The sequence below is a fragment of the Streptomyces venezuelae genome, assembly GCF_008642335.1.
GTDB classification, from domain to species: Bacteria; Actinomycetota; Actinomycetes; order Streptomycetales; family Streptomycetaceae; genus Streptomyces; species Streptomyces venezuelae_F.
Window position 1 is genome coordinate 6,299,441 of record NZ_CP029191.1, and the last position, 17,855, is coordinate 6,317,295.

At 68.8% G+C, this 17,855-nt stretch carries 15 protein-coding genes; 10 read left to right on the plus strand and 5 right to left on the minus strand.

Annotation, left to right across the window (positions count from 1 at the left end):
* Positions 1–114: 114 nt before the first annotated feature.
* The 3 genes from DEJ49_RS28385 to DEJ49_RS28395 all read right to left on the minus strand — a co-directional run bounded on the left by DEJ49_RS28385 (position 115) and on the right by DEJ49_RS28395 (position 6,595).
* Positions 115–1,248 (minus strand): tetratricopeptide repeat protein, encoded by a 1,134-nt coding sequence (locus DEJ49_RS28385; protein ID WP_223833023.1) that lies wholly within the window; start codon positions 1,246–1,248, stop codon positions 115–117.
* Positions 1,245–2,552, minus strand: a complete 1,308-nt coding sequence (locus DEJ49_RS28390) for a tetratricopeptide repeat protein (RefSeq protein WP_150186732.1) — start codon at positions 2,550–2,552, stop codon at positions 1,245–1,247. Before DEJ49_RS28390 ends, DEJ49_RS28385 begins: the two co-directional genes overlap by 4 nt.
* Before the next feature lie 119 nt (positions 2,553–2,671).
* Complete coding sequence (locus DEJ49_RS28395) at positions 2,672–6,595, minus strand: GH92 family glycosyl hydrolase (RefSeq protein WP_150186733.1); 3,924 nt, start codon at positions 6,593–6,595, stop codon at positions 2,672–2,674.
* 368 nt (positions 6,596–6,963) lie between these two features.
* Here DEJ49_RS28395 and DEJ49_RS36070 point away from each other — a divergent pair, with 368 nt between their 5' ends.
* Positions 6,964–7,122 (plus strand): hypothetical protein, encoded by a 159-nt coding sequence (locus DEJ49_RS36070; protein WP_190329467.1) that lies wholly within the window; start codon positions 6,964–6,966, stop codon positions 7,120–7,122.
* Here the strand turns inward: DEJ49_RS36070 and DEJ49_RS28400 are convergent.
* A complete protein-coding gene (locus DEJ49_RS28400) occupies positions 7,092–7,400 on the minus strand; it encodes a hypothetical protein (protein WP_150186734.1) in 309 nt (102 codons plus the stop codon). The two genes, DEJ49_RS36070 and DEJ49_RS28400, sit on opposite strands and share 31 nt — an antisense overlap.
* 128 nt (positions 7,401–7,528) lie before the next feature.
* Here DEJ49_RS28400 and DEJ49_RS36790 point away from each other — a divergent pair, with 128 nt between their 5' ends.
* A complete protein-coding gene (locus tag DEJ49_RS36790) occupies positions 7,529–7,657 on the plus strand; it encodes a hypothetical protein (RefSeq protein WP_263398817.1) in 129 nt (42 codons plus the stop codon).
* Between the two features lie 98 nt (positions 7,658–7,755).
* Here the strand turns inward: DEJ49_RS36790 and DEJ49_RS28405 are convergent, their stop codons facing one another.
* On the minus strand, positions 7,756–8,229 hold the full coding sequence (locus DEJ49_RS28405; RefSeq protein WP_150186735.1) for a pyridoxamine 5'-phosphate oxidase family protein: 474 nt from the start codon (positions 8,227–8,229) through the stop codon (positions 7,756–7,758).
* Positions 8,230–8,670: 441 nt separating this feature from the next.
* Between DEJ49_RS28405 and ngcE the strand changes: the two genes are divergently transcribed.
* From ngcE to DEJ49_RS28445, 8 genes are all read left to right on the plus strand, one after another.
* Complete coding sequence (gene ngcE / locus DEJ49_RS28410; protein WP_150186736.1) at positions 8,671–10,104, plus strand: N-acetylglucosamine/diacetylchitobiose ABC transporter substrate-binding protein; 1,434 nt, start codon at positions 8,671–8,673, stop codon at positions 10,102–10,104.
* A gap of 221 nt (positions 10,105–10,325) precedes the next feature.
* Positions 10,326–11,267, plus strand: a complete 942-nt coding sequence (locus tag DEJ49_RS28415; RefSeq protein WP_223833237.1) for a carbohydrate ABC transporter permease — start codon at positions 10,326–10,328, stop codon at positions 11,265–11,267.
* 72 nt (positions 11,268–11,339) lie between these two features.
* Complete coding sequence (locus DEJ49_RS28420) at positions 11,340–12,194, plus strand: carbohydrate ABC transporter permease (RefSeq protein WP_223833238.1); 855 nt, start codon at positions 11,340–11,342, stop codon at positions 12,192–12,194.
* Positions 12,195–12,343: 149 nt separating this feature from the next.
* Positions 12,344–13,606, plus strand: coding sequence for an extracellular solute-binding protein (locus tag DEJ49_RS28425; RefSeq protein WP_223833024.1), 1,263 nt, complete (start codon positions 12,344–12,346; stop codon positions 13,604–13,606).
* A 27-nt stretch (positions 13,607–13,633) separates the two neighbouring features.
* Positions 13,634–14,581 (plus strand): carbohydrate ABC transporter permease, encoded by a 948-nt coding sequence (locus DEJ49_RS28430; protein ID WP_150186738.1) that lies wholly within the window; start codon positions 13,634–13,636, stop codon positions 14,579–14,581.
* Complete coding sequence (locus DEJ49_RS28435; protein WP_150186739.1) at positions 14,581–15,462, plus strand: carbohydrate ABC transporter permease; 882 nt, start codon at positions 14,581–14,583, stop codon at positions 15,460–15,462. The genes DEJ49_RS28430 and DEJ49_RS28435 overlap by 1 nt, the downstream gene beginning before the upstream one ends.
* Positions 15,463–15,497: 35 nt before the next feature.
* On the plus strand, positions 15,498–16,481 hold the full coding sequence (locus DEJ49_RS28440) for a DMT family transporter (protein ID WP_411757204.1): 984 nt from the start codon (positions 15,498–15,500) through the stop codon (positions 16,479–16,481).
* Positions 16,482–16,642: 161 nt separating this feature from the next.
* Positions 16,643–17,842: an ROK family transcriptional regulator gene (locus DEJ49_RS28445; protein WP_150186740.1), complete on the plus strand. Its 1,200-nt coding sequence runs from the start codon at positions 16,643–16,645 to the stop codon at positions 17,840–17,842.
* Positions 17,843–17,855: the final 13 nt, after the last annotated feature.

Consider the following 17,855-nt stretch of genomic DNA (forward strand, 5'->3'; position numbering starts at 1 on the left):
GCGGTCCTGAAGTTCGGGGCGACGGTGAAGTGCGGACCTGTGTCCGCAGCATCGCATATTTCTGGGAAGAGGACCCCGGCAAGGAAGTGGTGCGAGTTCGGGGCGTCGCTCGCGTCACCCCTTCTTGTTGCGGTCGAACCAGATCGTGGCGGCGGTCGGGACCAGGCCCGCCCAGAACAGCGCCTGGGGCACGGCCCGTTCGGTCCACGGGATCTCCGCCATGAGGAGCGTGCAGAGCATCGTCCAGGCGGCTTGGGCGAGGACGACGCGGGGCCACACGCGGCGGCGGATCAGGGAGCGGATGTTGATGCGGACGCCGGCGCGCAGCCGCCGGTACCTGAGCAGGGCGCCGACCGCCCAGAGCGCGGACATCGGGACGAGGAACCAGAGGCGCTGGCCGAGCGAGACCGGTAGGTCGCGGGGGGTCTCGCCGTCGGTGGGGAAGAGGTCGAGGCCGGAGGCCGCGATGACGGCGAGGCAGAGCAGGGCGATCCAGCGGATGCCGCGCAGCATGCGGTACGACGCGTCGTCGAGGCCGTCCTGCATCGGACGGGAGTCCGGGGCCGCGGCCAGCGCGTCCGCGTACAGCGTGGCGGCCTCGCGGGGCTTCACGCCGGGCGCGGACGCGGCCTTGCGGGTCTGGCGGGCGACGGCGTACGGATGGTTCGGGTCGAGGCGGAGGATCGCGTGGTCCAGTTGGTCGGCGACCGTGCTGTTGCCGGCCAGGTCGGCGATCTGCCAGGCGACTTCGTGCGCGTACACCTCTTCGGGACCGAGGCGCAGCGCCTCCATGGCGATGTCGCCCGCCTCCTGGAGGGGGGCCTGCATCTGTTCGGCGGTGATCTGGCCGCCGCCCGCCTGGCCGATGCGGACGAGGCGGATGCGCCAGACGACGTCGGCGAGCAGGGCGTACGCGTACCAGTAGTCGGGCGCGAGGCGTATCGCTTCGCGCAGTACGCCCTCCGACTCCTGCCAGCGCGTGCCGCCGATGCCACGCAGGGCGTGCGAGCGCATGATGAGGCCGCCGACGTCCTCGGGGTCGATGGCGAGGGCGCGGTCGGTCGCTGTCAGGGCCTTCGCGTGCTGCTCGGAACGGACGAAGCAGAGGGCGAGTTTGGTCCAGGCCCGGATGTCGTCCGGGTCCTCGACGAGGCGCTGACCGAGCAGCGCCTCGGCCTCGTCGTACCGCTTGAGCTCGATGAGCCCGTCGGCCCGCTCCACGGCGGGGTGCACAGTGCCAGTGCTCACAGCTTCCGCTTCTTCTTGAGGTAGGTGACCAGGTCGTCGTACATGCCGCCCTCGTTGGCGAACATCGCCACGTTGCGGGCGGAGGCGAACCACGGGTCGCTGGAGGGCGAGATGGTGGCGGCCGCTTCCGTCAGGTCCCGCATGCCGATCATGCGGACGGTGCCGGTGCGCGCGGAGTCGAGCAGGGCGCGCTCGGCGGCCGCCTCGCAGAGGTGGGCGAGGTCGGCGCCGGACAGGCCGTCGGTGGCCTTCGTGAGTTTCCGCAGGTCGATGTTTGCGACGGGGCGGTCGCGGAGGTGGTAGCGGAGGATGGCCTCGCGGGCGGGGGCGTCGGGCGGCAGGACGAGGATCGTGCGGTCCAGGCGGCCGGGGCGGCGCAGCGCGTTGTCCACGTCCCAGGGGACATTGGTGGCGGCCAGTACGAACACGCCCTCGTTGGCGCCCGCGTCGATGCCGTCGAGCTCCGTGAGGAGCTGGTTGACGGTGTTGCGCATCCCGCTGTGCGCGGTGCGGCTGCGCTTGGCACCGAGGGCGTCCAGCTCGTCGAGGAAGAGGACGCAGGGGGCCTGACGGCGGGCCGTCTCGAACACCTCGTGCATGTTGCGCTCGGAGTTGCCCATCCACATGTCGAGCACGTCGTTGATCGATATGGAGAGGAAGTTGGCGCCGAGTTCGCCCGCGACGGCGCGGGCCATGAAGGTCTTGCCGCAGCCGGGCGGGCCGTAGAGCAGGAGCCCGCCGCGCAGGCTCTTGCCGTACAGCTTGCGCAGCTCGGGGTTGCGCAGCGGCGCGAGGAACGCGGCCTCCAGGCGGTCCTTGACATCCTGCATGCCGCCGACGTCGGCGAGCCGCACGCCGTGGGGCGTCTCGACCTCCCAGGCGGAGGCGGCACCGGCGTCGCCGCTCCCGTCGGCGGTCTGCGGCGCCTCCGGGGACGGTGGTGCCTCGGGGGCCGGTGGGCTTTCGACGAAACGGGGCGGGATGACGTCACCGACCTGGTCCTCGGCGGCCTTCCAGTTGAACCCGGCGGGCGGCGGCGGCACTTCGGTCACCGGCTGCACTTCGGGCACCGACGGCACTTCGGGCACCGACGGCCGCGGCGCCCCCATCGCCCGCGCCATCACCTCCCGCGCCTGCGCGTCACCCGGCGCGTGCTGAAGGGCGACGGCGGTCTCGGCGACCGCCTCGTCGTGATGCCCGCCCGCGATGAGGAGCTCCGCGAGATGCAGCCGCAACGGCACGTCGTCGGGAGCGCCCGCGACGGCTGTGCGCAGGCTCTGGATCAGGGGCGAGTGATCGGGCATGGCACGAGGATAAGGGGGCGTGCGAGTGGTGCTCGAACGGTGATTCGTGCAGAGAGCGGCCCGCCCACCCCACCCGATCGAGGTCAGGTGGGGCAGGCGGGCCAGGGTCCGGCGCGCGGTCAGCCGAGCAGCTCCACCTCCGCGAGCGTCAGCGAACCCGTGCTGCCCGTGCCGCCCTTCGGCACCAGGCGGTAGTGCCCGTACGCGCCCGGATGGGCGATCGTGAAGGCGCGGGTCTGCTGGTCCCAGGTGAAGGACTCACCCGAGCGCTTGTCCAGGTCCCGCCATTTCTTGCCGTCCGCGGAACCCTGGAGCACCCAGTCGCGCGGCGCCTTCGCCTTGTCGGCGGGGGACGTCAGCGTGTACTGGACGGCCTTCGTCTTCCCGGCCACCGGCAGGGTCACCGCCGCGTCCGAAGTCGCCTCCGTCGCCGACGAGTCGTCGAAGAGCGCGCCGTCACCCTTGAGGGCGTCCTTCCTCGGCGACGGGACCTTGTCGTCCTTCGTGATCGACGCAGGCTGCGCGTTCTTGCCGCTGCCCCACGCAAAGGGCTTGGGGCCCATGTCGAACTCCAGGACCCCGCCGCGGGCCACGACGTCGTGCGGGAGCGCCGTCGACTTCCACGCCTTGCCGTTGACCTTGAGGCCCTGCACGTACACGTTCTTCGCGCTGTTCCCCGGTGCCTTCACGACCAGGTCGCGGCCGTTGTCGAGGTGCAGCGTCATCTTCGTGAACTGCGGCGACCCGATGGCGTACTCGCCGCTGCCCATCACCAGGGGGTAGAAGCCGAGCGACGAGAAGAGGTACCAGCCGGACTGCTCGCCGTTGTCCTCGTCACCGTGGTAGCCCTGCCCGATCTCGCTGCCCGTGTAGAGGCGGGAGAGGACCTCGCGGACCTTCTCCTGCGTCTTCCACGGCTGCCCGGCCGCGTCGTACATGTACGCGGCGTGGTGGGCCACCTGGTTGGAGTGGCCGTACATCCCCATACGTACGTCACGCGCCTCCGTCATCTCGTGGATGACGCCTCCGTAGGAGCCCGCGAACTCGGCGGAACCCGTCTCCGGAGTGGCGAAGTACGTGTCGAGCTTCTCGCCGAGACCCTTGCGGCCGCCGTACAGGTTCGCCAGACCGCGCGAGTCCTGCGGCGCGGTGAAGGCGTACCCCCAGGCGTTGGTCTCCGTGTAATCGTGGCCCCACACGCGCGGGTCGAACTTCTCCGACGGCACGCGCCAGACGCCTTTGGTGTCCTTGCCCTGGAAGAAGCCGGGGTCGGTGCCCGCGCCGGCCGCCTTGGAGTCGAAGAGGTTCACGTAGTCACGGGCACGGTTGAGGAAGTATTCCGACTCCTCCTTGTAGTGCTTCTTGCCCGTCTTCTTGTAGAGGGCCGCTCCCATCCGGGAGATCCCGTAGTCATTGAGGTAACCCTCCAGGGCCCACGACAGGCCCTCGTGGGTCTCGCTGGGCGTGTAGCCGAGGAACGGCGATGTCTTCATGCCCTTGCGGCCGACGCCCGAGGTCGGCGGGACCACGGTCGCGTTCTTCAACGCGGCGTCGTACGCGGCCTCCGCGTCGAACTTCACGCCCTTGGTGTACGCGTCGGCGAACGCCACGTCGGACGACGTGCCCGTCATCAGGTCGGCGGCACCGGGCGACGACCAGCGCGAGGTCCAGCCGCCGTCCTTGTAGTGCTGCACGAAACCGTCGACCAGTTCACCCGCCTTCTCCGGCGTGAGCAGCGAGTACGCCGGCCACGTCGTGCGGTACGTGTCCCAGAAGCCGTTGTTCACGTACGGCTTGCCCTCGACGATCTTCGCGCCGGTGTGGGTCGGGGTGTCCGGTCCCGTCTGGGGCGAGAACGGGGAGGCGTACTTGTACGTGGCCTTGCCGCCCTTCGACCCGACCCTCTCGAACCCGGAGTTGGGGTACAGGTACAGGCGGTACAAGCTGGAGTACAGCGTCGTGCGCTGGCCCTCGCTCGCGCCCTCGACCTCCACCTTGCCGAGGATGTCGTCCCACTGCTTCTGCGCGCGGTTCCTCACGCGGTCGAACGACGTGCCCTGCGGTATCTCGTCGGCGAGGTTCGCCTTCGCCTGGTCGAGGCTGATGAGGGACGTCGCGAGCCGCAGGTTGACCGTGCGGTCCTTGCCGGGCTCGAAGCGCAGGTAGCCCGTGACGTCGCCGCCACCGCCGCCCTCCAGCTTGCCGCCCGCGGTGACGGGGGAGTCGAAGGTGCCGTAGACGAAGAGGCGCGTGGCGCCCGCCGACAGGCCGGACTTGACATCCGAGAAACCGGAGACGATGCCCTTCTCCTTGTCGAGGGTCAGGCCGCCCTTCTCCGACACGTTGTCGAAGATGACGCTCGCGTCGTCACCGGGATAGGTGAACCGCATCATCGCCGCGTGGTCGGTCGGCGCCATCTCGGCCTTCAGGCCGTTCTCGAACGTCACGCCGTAGTAGTGCGGGCGCGCCGTCTCCTTCTCGTGCCGGAACGGCAGCGCACGCTTCGTGCGGGACGCGCTCGGGGTGTCCTTGTCGACGGACGGCATCATCTGGAACGTCTGCCGGTCGCCCATCCACGGGCTCGGCTCGTGGCTCGCGCTGAATGCCTGCATTGTCGGCAGGTTGTCGTCGTTGTTGCCGCGCGCGTAGTCGTACAGCCAGCTCAGGGAGCCCGCGTTGGTCACCGGGGTCCAGAAGTTGAAGCCGTGCGGGACCGCGGTGGCGGGGAAGTTGTTGCCGCGCGAGAAGCCGCCGCTGGAGTTGGTGCCGCGCCGCGTGTCGGCGTAGTCCGACGGGTGCGCCTTCGGCTTCGCCGGGGCCTTCTCCCGCAAACTCACGTCGTCGACCCAGCCGCGGAACTTCGCGGGCCCCTTCGGGGAGTCGTACGCGACGAGGACGCGGTCGACGGTCTTGCCGCGCGCGACCTGCCCGATGCGCGACGCGACGTTGTTCCACTGATTGACGTAGAGGACCTTGGAGTTGCCCTGCCCCTGCGGGGTCAGCGGGAACCCGTGCTGGTCGACGGCCCTCAGCTCGCTCAGATACGTCCCGTCGGTGAAGGCGAGGTCGACGGAGACGTTGGTGGCGGCGTAGTCGAGGTCGCCCTCGGCCATGGAGGGGAACACCCGATACCCGAGCTCGGTGTCCCGCTCGACCTTCACATTGACGTCGAAGACCTTGTTGTACGAGTAGCCGCGGCCGTCCGCCTTGTGGCTGCCCGCGTAGCGCAGCGCGTGCTTTCCGGTGAACCCGGCGCGGGCCTTGGCGGTGGGGGAGCCGCTGGGGCCGCGGTCGACGAGGCTCAGCATGTCCTCGGGCCCGGGCGCCTGCGTACCGCCGACGGACAGCTGCACGTCGGCGAGTTGGAGGGCGTCGGAGGCGCCGTTGTTGGCGGTGACGTCGAGGCGGAAGTGGGAGTACGCCTTGGCGTCGTCGGGCTTGGCGAAGTCGTACTTCTTCGTCTTGTGCCGCCCGTCGAAGACCTCCCCCTTCCGCTCGTCGAGGACGGTCCACGTCCTGCCGTCGGTGGACCCCTTCAGGGTCCAGTCCTTCGGGTCGCGCTCCGCGTGGTCGTTGGCGGACGTCAGCGCGTACGTCACGACCTTCGCGGGCTCGTCCAGGTCGAACTCGGCCCAGCCGTCCTTCGCGAACGTCAGCCATTTGCTCGTCGCCTCGCCGTCCACGAGGTTCGCGGCGACCTCGCCGGACCCGGCGTTCTCGCCGCTGGCCCGCACCTCGGTGACGTGGTCGTTCACGCTGCCGGGCAGCCCGGAGCCGAACTCGCCGTTCACCCCTGCGGACTTCTTCTTCCCGTCGGGCCCCGTCTCGACGGTGCTCAGCCAGTCCGGCAGGGCCTGGCCGTTCTCGAACGACGAGGAGAACTCCCGGTCGGCCCTGGGCGCCCGCTCGGGCCCGGCGACGGCGGCCCCCTGTGCCGCCACGACGAGCGCGATCGCGAGCGTGCCGGCGGCCACGGCTGTGCGGGGCCCTTGACCGGGCGGACGGTGCTGTCTAGATCCAGGTCTGCGTGCCGAGTTCGGCATCCCCGAGCCCCTCCTTGCGAGTTGGACAACGTTGTCACGGTCGCTGCGCAAGGTCTAGTAGGGCGGCAAGTGACGGATGGTGTCAAGGCTGTTGGCGAGCGGGTCCGATGGTGTAAGGGAGAGGAGTCGCCATCGTGATGGTGATCGCGAGGACGGGGACGGGGCGGGCGATACGCTTCACGTCGGCGTGACGGGGCTGGAGCGGCGGGGGCGTCTCGGGCGGCCTGGTCGGCGCGTACGTCCTGGCGGGCGAGATCAACCGGCGCGTCGGCGACCTGCCCACCGCCCTGACCGCCTACGACCACGTCCTGCGGCCCTTCGTCGACAAGGTCCAGGCAGAGGTCAGCCCACGCGTCCTGCGCGTGGGCATGCCCACGAACAAGCACGCCATCAGCGCTTTCCAGAACGCCACCGCACTGGCCTGCTTCTTCCGTATCCCCGACCTCATCGCGCGGTTCGCGAGGGAGGACCGCGGCGGCGACCGGCAGCTGCCCGCCTACGCGGACGTGCCCGCGCCCACCGCGTGATCCGGCGCCGCGTCGACCTGCCGTTCGGCGAGCAGCCGCCTGCGGTGGGCGCGGCGGCGGACCGCGGTGACGGCGGTGATGGTCGTGCCGATGAGGATGCCGAGGGCCGGCAGAGCGACGGCCGCGATCACGCCGACCATCAGCGTGACGTACCCTCCGCGGTCCCCGATGGCGTACTGGGACGGTCCTTCGGACGTGCAGGTGATCTCGTAGTCGCCCGTCCGCGACACCTCGATCGTGCGGAGCGGGTTCCACGTCGCGTCGCGGGTGAGGAACACGTCGATTCCCGGGGCCGAAAGGCGGGGTTCGCCCGGACCGGAGATGCCGCACTTCTGGGCGGGGGGATGGGCCCCGCTCCTCGATCCAGATCGCCCTGTCGCTCTCCGGGCCGAGCCGCAGGGTGACGGTGTCACCGTCGGCGAACCGGCTGCCCGTGTCCACGGCGTCGAGTGCGCCGGTGAACCGGTACACGCCGATGCCCACGCCCAGCAGGCCCGACACGACGGCGATCACGGCCGCGGTGACGTACCAGTGACGGCCGGGCCGGAGCTCCTTCGCGGATATGCGGGGCGGTGACGGTGGCGGTGGGACGGGCTGCATCGACACACTTTGGAGCGGCCGTACACAGGTCTCTCACAGGGCCTGCGCCACCCACATCCCCTCACGCAAGATGACCCTCCCGCGCAGCTCCGGCTCGCCCCGCCAGGCGCGTACGGTCCGCGGGACCACGCGTATGTAGACGAAGGGGGCCTCCTCGCCCCGCGGGTCCCAGCCGAACTTGTGGGCGAACGCCCGCGCCGCCGCCTCCGGCACCTCCTGGTCCGGAAAGCACTCCGCCTGCCCCTGAAGGAGCACCACGTCGAAGGTGTCCGGCAGCGACAGCCGCACGCGCGGCTCCGCCCGGACGTTCCGCGCCGTCGCGGACGTGGCACCGGTGCACATCCACACCGCCCGCCCGTCCCACAGGAACCACAACGGCACTTGGTGCGGCCCGTGCTCCGGGTGCGCCGTCGCCACCCATATGTCCCGCTCGGCGGCGAGCCGCCCCAGTGTGTCGCGCGTACGCTCCTCCGCCGGGCGGCCGGCAGTGGTCTCCGTGATGTCCATGCGCCGACCCTAATCATGCCGCCCGGCCCTCGCCCCTCCGCCCACTCGGGTGACCCGAGGGAAAGTCCATGGAAACCGGCGCGAAAGTCCACGGGTTCCGGCGGTGATGTGCGAGAGGTTCGGACGGGGATCCTCACCGGCCCCCAACCGGGATCATCACTGGTCCCGACCCGGGATCGTCGCAGGTCTCAACTCGGAAAAGGCTGCAGTCCAAAGTCGTATTCGATCTTGCCCACCCGGCCGCGAGTGGACTATACCTGTCCGCGTCTGCCCGGCCGTCCGACCCGGCCGCAGGCCCGGGGGTGTGGGGGCGGGGCGCGTCGAACGTCAACTGCCTTATCCCGTCCGAGAACCCGGCGCACGAGCCCAGCTTCACACCACCGCGGTGCCGGGGAGGGTCCGGTTCACCGCCTGAGTCCTGGAGAAGGCGAGGACTTGAGCATGGGATCCACCAGCGTCAACCGTCGTGATGTCATGAAGAGGGCAGCGGCAGCCGGGCTGCTCGCCGTGCCGGCCGTGGGGGCGCTCAGCTCGTGCGCCAGCGGTGGCGGCGAGGAGAACAAGGCCGAAAAGGGCGAGAAGAGCAAGAAGAACCCGCTCGGTGTGAAGGAGGATGCCGGACTCACCGTCTACATCTTCAACGGCGGGTACGGGGACAAGTACGCCCAGTACGTCACCGACATGTACGCCAAGAAGTACCCCAAGGCCGATCCGGAGCAGAAGCCCACCGAGAAGATCGCCACCCAGGTCCAGCCGAAGATCGTCCGCGGCAAGCCCACCGCCGACGTCGTCAACAACTCCGGCGCCGACCAGATGAACCCCGGCAAACTCGTCCACAACAAGCAGGTCGCCGACCTCAGCGAGGTGCTCGACGCGCCGTCGTGGGACGACCCGAACGTCACCGTGCGCGAGACCCTCGTACCGGTCGTGGAGCAGATGGGCCGCTTCGGCGGCAAGGAGTGCTACCAGCTCAACATCGCGCTGACCGTGTACGGGAACTGGTACTCGAAGAAGTTGCTCGAGGACGGGCTCGACTCCTCGTATCCCAAGACCTGGGACGAGATGCTCGCCGTCTGCAAGAAGGCCAAGGCCAAGGGCATCCACGGCTGGAGCTACCCGGGCGGCCACCCGCGCTACATGTTCTTCAGCATGTACGCGATGTTCGCCCAGCGCGGCGGCCGCGACGTCACCACGGCGATGGACTATCTGGAGCCGAACGCCTGGAAACACGAGGCGGTCAAGGAGGTCTTCGAGGCGTGGGAGGAGCTCGTCGCCAAGAAGTACGTCCTCACCGGCTTCGACGGCACCGAGGCCCACACCGAGATGCAGACCGCGTGGACGAAGGAGGGCAAGTGCCTCTTCGTGCCCAACGGTTCCTGGGTGGAGAACGAGGCCAAGGACACCACGCCCAAGGACTTCGCGATGACGGTCGGCGCGACCCCGTCGCTCGACTCCGGCGACAAGATGCCGTTCGGCACGCTCTACTCGCCGGCCGGTGAGCCGTTCATCGTCCCGGCCAAGGCCAAGAACCGGCAGGGCGGCCTGGAGTGGCTGCGGATGATGTACAGCAAGGAAGCCGCGCTCAACCTCTTCAAGGAGATCGGCTCCATGCCGGTCGTCAAGGGCGCCATCGACGGGCAGAAGCTGCCCTCGGGCACGGCGAGCGCCCAGGCGGCGATCAAGGCGGCCGGCGACAACATCGTCATCCCCCAGTTCATGGACTGGTACAACGAGCTGTTCCGCGAGGACTTCAACAACATGATCCACAAGTTCATGCAGGGCCAGATCGGGCCCAAGCAGGCGATGGACACCATGCAGAAGGCCTCCGACCGGATCATGAAGGACCCCGACATCACCAAGGTCAAGAAGGCCTGACGGCTGACTTGACCGGTCGGTCCGGGGTCCTCGCGGCCCCGGACCCCGGCACACGAGCGAACACGCAACCGGGCACGTGCAGGCATGTGAAAGAGCGGGCGGGGCTGATCAGCGTGAAGACCGACACCCGGGTGGACCAGACGCCACCTCCGAAGAAGCAGGCCGAACGCAAGCCCCCACCGGGCCCGCCGCACCTGCTGCTGTTCGTGGTGGCGGCGGTGCTGCCACCCCGCTTCACCCCCGAACGCGTCCGCTACGACCGGCGCTACCGCACGCTCGACAAGTACCGCTTCATCGTGGGCTTCCTCGCCGTGCCGCTCGCGTTCTACGCGCTCTTCGTGATCTCGCCCTTCCTCCAGGCGATCTACTACTCGTTCACCGACTGGTCCGGCGGGCCCGTCGCGAACTTCGTCGGGTTCGACAACTACGAGAAGATGTGGAACGACGAGCGCTTCTGGGACTCGCTCCAGGTGAGCGTGTTGCTGCTCGTCATCGCGCCCGTCCTCACCCTCGTCCTCGGCATGTTCTTCGCCTACATGATCACCTCGGGCGGGCGGCACCGCAGGGGCCGGGCCATCGCGGGCGTCGCGGGCTCCTCGGTCTACAAGGTCGTCTACTTCTTCCCGCAGGTCCTCTCCGTCGCCATCATCGCCGTGGTGTGGGGGCGCGTCTTCAACACCAACAGCGGCCTGATCAACGGCGGTCTCGACAAGGTCGGCGTCGACGGGCCCGCCTGGCTCGGCGGCGACGAGACCCTCGGCCTCATCTCCCTGCTCACCGTGATCAGCTGGAGCTTCATCGGCTTCTACGTGGTGCTGTTCTCCGCGGCGATGGGCGCCATCCCCAAGGACATCTACGAAGCCGCGCTCCTCGACGGCGCGGGCCGCGCCCGCACCTTCTTCAACGTCACACTGCCGCTGATCTGGGACACGGTGCGCACCGGCTGGATCTACATGGGCATCCAGGCGCTCGACACCTTCGCGATCTGCCTGGTCATGGTGCCGCCGCACGTCCTGAAGGTGACCCCGGTCTTCCTCTACGAACGGTTCAGGGACGGCCAGTACGGCTACGCCACCGCCATCGGCGTCGTCCTTCTCCTCCTCAGCATGGTGTTCTCCCTGATCGTCATGCGGGTCGGGAACCGCGACCGGATCGAATACTGAGACCGCCCCCGAGACCGCGGGAGTCACTGCATCATGACCACGACCACCACCACCGCCCCGCCGTCCAAGCCGATGTCCGCGGCCCGCCGCGAGAAGGAGACGGGCGGCGCCCTCAACGTCTTCTCGCACGCCTTCCTGATCCTGTGGGTCGTCCTCGCCGCCGGGCCGCTGATCTGGGTCGCCCTCACCGCGTTCCGGCCCTCCGCCGAGATCCTCAGCGACCCGATGGGCTGGCCCGCCTCCTTCCACTGGGAGAACTTCTCCAACGCGTGGAACAAGGCCAACATCGGGCAGTACACCCTCAACTCACTGATCATCCTCGCCGGTTCGCTGACCGGCACCATGCTGCTCGGCTCGATGGCGGCCTACGTCATCGCCCGCTTCACCTTCCCCGGCAACCGCGTCATCTTCATGCTGTTCGCGGGCGGCATGATGTTCCCGGTCATCCTCGCCCTGGTGCCGCTGTTCGCCGTGATGGAGAACTTCGGGCTCCTCGACACCCGGCCGGGCCTGATGATCGCGTACATCGCGTACTCGCTGCCCTTCACCACCTTCTTCCTGACCTCCTTCTTCCGTACGCTGCCGACCGGCGTGCAGGAGGCGGCGATGGTCGACGGGGCCTCCCACACCCGGACGTTCTTCCAGATCATGCTGCCGATGGCCAAGCCCGGCCTGGTCAGCATCGGGATCTTCAACTTCCTCGGCCAGTGGAACCAGTACCTGCTTCCGCTGCTGCTCAACAACGAGGACGAGAAGAGCTACGTACTGCCGCAAGGGCTCGCCTCGCTCGCGGTCTCGCAGGGGTACCGGGGCGACTGGGGCGCCCTCTTCGCGGGCCTGACGATCGCCATGCTCCCGGTACTCGTCGTCTACGCCGTCTTCCAGCGACAGGTACAGGCCGGTCTGACCGCGGGAGCCATCAAGTGACCAGGTGAGGCAGGTCATTTCGAGTTGGCCACGAAAGTGGTCTAGGCCTGTCGAGGCGAATCCGGGCCTGAGTAGTGTCGGCGCGACGGCGCCGCGGGGGGCGACTGGAAGCGCTCAAGTCGACACCGATGTCGAAGGGTTGAATCAGCATGAGGAATCGAATAGTCGCCACCGGTGCGGCAACGCTCGCCATGGCTCTCGGACTTACCGCCTGCAGCGGTGACAGCGACAGCGGGGACAGCAAGACGATCAAGCTCGTCGCCGCCGACTACGGCGACAAGGCCTCCAACGCCTCCAAGGTGTACTGGGCCGAGGTCAAGAAGGAATTCGAGAAGGCCAACAAGGGCTACAAGGTCGACGTCCAGGTCATCAACTGGAACGAGATCGACAAGTCCGTCAAGAACATGATCCAGGCGGGCGACGAGCCCGACCTGCTCCAGACCGGCGGTTACGCCGACAAGGTCGCCGACGACCTGCTCTACAAGGCCGACGAGGTCCTCTCGCGCGAGACCCGCGACAACCTCATCCCGTCGTTCGCCGAGGCCGGCGAGGTCGACGGCACCCAGTACGGCATCCCGTGGGTCTCCTCCAGCCGCGTGATGTTCTACAACAAGGCCGTCTTCAAGAAGGCCGGCGTCAAGAACCCGCCCAAGACGTGGGACGAACTCGCCGACGCCGCAAAGAAGATCAAGGCCAAGAAGGCCGCCGACACCCCCTACGCCCTGCCGCTCGGCCCCGAGGAGACCCAGGGCGAGACGATGATGTGGGAGCTCGGCAACGGCGGCGGCTACACCGACGCCGACGGCAAGTACACCCTCGACAGCGCCAAGAACGTCGAGACCTTCGAGTGGCTCAAGACCAACCTGGTCAAGCCCGGCCTGACCTACCCCAACCCGGCCTCCACCGACCGCAAGACCGCCTTCGCGGACTTCGCGGCGGGCAAGGTCGGCATGCTCAACGGCCACCCGAGCCTCATCCAGATGGCCAAGGAGGGCAAGGTCGACTACGGAGTCGCGCCCATCCCCGGCAAGACCGGACCGCTGAACAGCACCCTCGGCGTCGCCGACTGGATGATGGCGTTCAAGGACGGCGGCGCGGAGAAGGAAGGCGTGAAGAAGTTCCTCGACTTCACGTACTCCAAGAAGATGCTGGCGTTCGACGAGATGTACAACCTCATGCCGGTCACCAAGGACGCCCTCAAGCAGATGACCGACAGCGGCAAGCACAAGGACCTGGAGCCCTTCTTCCAGGTGCTGCCGAACGCCAAGTTCTACCCGCTCGGCGACACCAGCTGGGACGTCGTCTCCGCCGAGATGAAGAAGACCGGCGGCAAGGCCGTCTCCGACGACCCGAAGCAGGTCCTCGGCGACCTCCAGAAGAAGGCGGAGTCGGCCGCGGCCGACGCCAAGTAGCGGCCGGCGCCGGACAAAGGAGTTCTCGTGTCGCTCAAAGCCCCTTCGCCTCCGGCCGGCACCGGCCGGGGGCGGGGCGGGCGCGCACCACGGCCGGTGAGCCGCCGCAGCGGCCTGGCCCGGCTCGGTCCGCTGCCCTGGATAGCGCCCGTCATCCTGCTGATCCTCGCCGTGGTCGTCTGGCCCGTCGTCGAGCTGATCCGCACCTCGTTCCTCAACATCTCCATCTCCGGCAAGGTGCGCGGCAGCGCCGGGACCGACAAGTTCAAGAAGCTCTTCGAGGAGAGCGACTTCGGCGCCGTCCTCATCTGGACGGTGGTGTGGACGGTCGTCGTCGTCACCGTGACGATGCTGTTCTCGCTGGCCCTCGCCCAGCTGTTCAACCAGAAGTTCCCCGGCCGCCGCTACGCCCGCTGGGCCCTCATCGCCCCCTGGGCCGCGTCCGTCCTGATGACCGCCATCGGCTTCAAGTGGATGCTCAACCAGACCGCCGGCGTCCTCAACACGCTCATGCTCGACCTGGGGCTCATCGACAGCTCCAAGGACTGGCTGGGCAAGCCGGAGACGGCCTGGCCGTGGATGATGGGCGTCGCCGTCTTCGTGTCGCTGCCCTTCACCACGTACACGCTCCTCGCCGGCCTCCAGACCATCCCGCAGGACGTGTACGAGGCGTCGCGCATCGACGGCGCGAGCCCCTGGCAGACCTACCGGCACATCACGCTGCCGATGCTGCGGCCGGCCTTCCTCGTCGGCGTCGTCATCAACCTCATCAACGTCTTCAACTCCTTCCCGATCATCTGGGCCATGACCCAGGGCGGTCCGGGCTACGACACCTCCACGTCGATGGTGTTCATGTACAAGCTGAAGGAGACCGACATCGGTGAGTCCGCGGCCATGTCGGTCGTCAACTTCCTGATGGTCGTGGTGCTCGTGCTGATCTTCCTGAAGGTCAGCCGGTGGAACGAGGAGGACTGATGGCCACCGCGACGGCGACCCGCCCCGCGCCCCGGAAGGACGACGCGCCGAAGAAGGCGAAGCGCACCTTCCGGCCCCGCACCCTGGTCATCACGGCCTGCGCGTGGCTCCTTGCCGCGATCTTCCTCGCGCCGTACCTGGAGATGATCGTCACCGCGCTCCGCCCCAAGGACGAGCTGCGGGACCGCACGTACCTGCCCAAGGACCTGGAGTGGGCCAACTTCATCGACGTCTGGAAGGAGTCCGAGCTCGGCCAGAACCTCCAGGTCACGCTGCTCGTGGCGGGCGGCGCCACGCTGCTCGTCCTGCTCGTCTCGCTGCCCGCCGCGTACTACACGGCCCGCATGCGCTACCGCGGCCGCAAGGTCTTCCTGCTCCTGGTCCTGGTCACCCAGATGTTCCAGCCCACGGCGCTCCTGGTCGGCCTGTACCGCGAGTTCCACCAGCTCGACATGCTCAACTCGGTCTGGACGCTGATCCTCACCAACGCGGCCTTCAACCTCGCCTTCGCGGTGTGGATCCTGACGGCCTACATCAGCTCCATCCCGGCGGAGCTGGAGGAGGCCGCCATGGTGGACGGCACCAGCCGCTTCGGCGCCATGATCAAGGTGACGCTGCCGCTGGCGCTGCCGGGTGTCGTGACGGCCGTGATCTTCACGTTCATCACGTCCTGGAACGAGTTCGTGATGGGCCTGACCCTCACCACCGAACCGGAGAAGCAGCCCCTGACGGTCGGCATCAACAACTTCATCGGCAACTACACGGTGCAGTGGAACTACCTGTTCGCGGCGTCCGTGGTCGCTATCGTCCCGGTCATCGTGCTGTTCGCGATCATCGAACGGCATGTGGTCTCGGGGCTCACGGCGGGATCCGTAAAGTAGGCGGCCCATAGGATCATCCGATCGTGAGGCGGCAAGTGGGAACAACCGTGGCGGGCGGCGCCTCCGGGCAGCAGAACAAGATCGGCGGACGCGTCCTCGCCGCGGCCTCCGTCACGGTCGTGCTCTGGGCGTCGTCGTTCATCTCGATCCGCAGCTCCGGCGAGCACTTCGGCCCCGGCGCGCTCGCCTTCGGCCGCCTCGCCGTGGCCTCCCTCGTCCTGGGCGCCATCCTGCTGGTCAGGCGCGAGGGGTTCCCGCCGCGCGAGGCATGGCTCGGCATCGTGACCTCGGGTGCCCTGTGGTTCGGCGCGTACATGGTCGCGCTCAACTGGGGCGAGCGCGAGGTGGACGCAGGCACCGCATCCATGATCGTCAACATCGGACCGATCCTGATGGCCCTCCTCGGCGGCTGGCTGCTCAAGGAGGGCTTCCCGCCCAAGCTGATGGCGGGCATGGCGGTGTCGTTCGCCGGTGCCGTGGTGGTCGGGTTCGCCACCTCCGGCGGGGGCGGCTCCTCCCTCCTCGGCGTGCTGCTGTGCCTGGTCGCCGCCGTCGCGTACGCCGTCGGTGTGGTGCTGCAGAAGCCGACGCTGAAGCACGCGACACCCCTTCAGGTGACGACGTTCGGTGCGCTCACGGGAGCGGTGGCGTGTTCGCCGTTCGTCGGACAATTCGTGTCCGAGGTGGAGCGTGCGCCGATGTCGGCGACGCTGCAAGTGGTGTACCTGGGCGTGTTCCCGACCGCTCTCGCGTTCAGTACTTGGGCGTACGCCATCTCCCGCAGCACCGCGGGGAAGATGGGTTCGACCACGTACGTCGTGCCGGTGCTCGTCATCCTCATGTCGTGGCTGTTCCTCGGCGAAGTGCCCGGCCGGCTCGCCCTCCTCGGCGGTCTGCTCTGCCTGTCCGGCGTCGCGGTGGCGCGCATGCGCGGCAGGGCGCCGGAGCGCGCGCCGGGTGACGCGCCCGCGGGGCCCGTCGCCGCGGACCCCGACGCCGCCGCGAAGACCACGCGCTGAGGGTCGCGCGGACGGTCTCGATTTCCGTCAACGACTTGACTGCGACAGCTCCTTCAGCGGAGTTTGGAGTTCACAACTTGTACATGGCCCGGTACCCGTTTCCGAGACCGGCGTCACGGGGGGCCACGGGCCGCCCGAATGAGGGCAAAGGGTGAGAGTCAATGGAGACTCCGGGGTCGCAGTCGTCTCTGCACCGGGCCAATCTGGAGCGGGTCGTGCGCGCCGTGCGCCTCGCCGGGTCGCTCACGCAGGCCGAGATCGCGAGGACGACGGGCCTTTCGGCCGCGACGGTCTCCAACATCGTCCGCGAGCTCAAGGACGGCGGGACGGTCGAGGTCACGCCCACCTCGGCGGGCGGCAGGCGCGCCCGCAGCGTCTCGCTCAGCGGTGACGCGGGCATCGTCATCGGCGTCGACTTCGGCCACACGCACCTGCGTGTCGCGGTCGGCAACCTCGCCCACCAGGTCCTCGCCGAGGAGTCCGAGCCGCTGGACGTCGACGCGTCCGCCGCGCAGGGCTTCGACCGGGCCGAGCAGCTCGTCAGCAGGCTGATCGAGGCCACCGGTGTGGACCGTACGAAGATCGCGGGCGTCGGACTCGGCGTGCCGGGACCCATCGACGTGGAGTCCGGCACCCTCGGCTCGACGTCGATCCTGCCGGGCTGGACCGGCACCAAGCCCGCCGAGGAGCTGGGCGGCCGCCTCGGGGTGCCCGTGCACGTCGACAACGACGCCAACCTGGGCGCGCTCGGCGAGCTGGTCTGGGGCAGCGGCCGGGGCGTCAAGGACCTCGCGTACATCAAGGTCGCCAGCGGCGTCGGCGCGGGCCTCGTGATCAGCGGCCGGATCTACCGGGGCCCCGGCGGCACCGCGGGGGAGATCGGGCACATCACGCTCGACGAGTCCGGCCCCGTCTGCCGCTGCGGCAACCGCGGCTGCCTGGAGACCTTCACCGCCGCCCGCTACGTCCTGCCGCTCCTCACCTCCAGCCACGGCACCGACCTCACCATGGAGCGCGTGGTGGGCCTCGCGCGCGACGGGGACCCGGGGTGCCGACGGGTGATCGCCGACGTCGGGCGGCACATCGGCAGCGGCGTCGCCAACCTCTGCAACCTCCTCAACCCCTCCCGTGTCGTGCTCGGCGGCGACCTCGCGGAGGCCGGGGAACTGGTGCTCGGACCGATCAGGGAGTCGGTCGGGCGGTATGCGATCCCGAGCGCCGCGCGGCAGCTGTCCGTACTGCCCGGGGCGCTCGGCGGCCGCGCCGAAGTGCTCGGCGCGCTGGCCCTCGCACTCAGCGAGATGGGCGATTCAACCCTTTTGGACGGATCGCTGCCCGCGGGCGCACCTGCCTTCACTTAGATAACGCATGGCA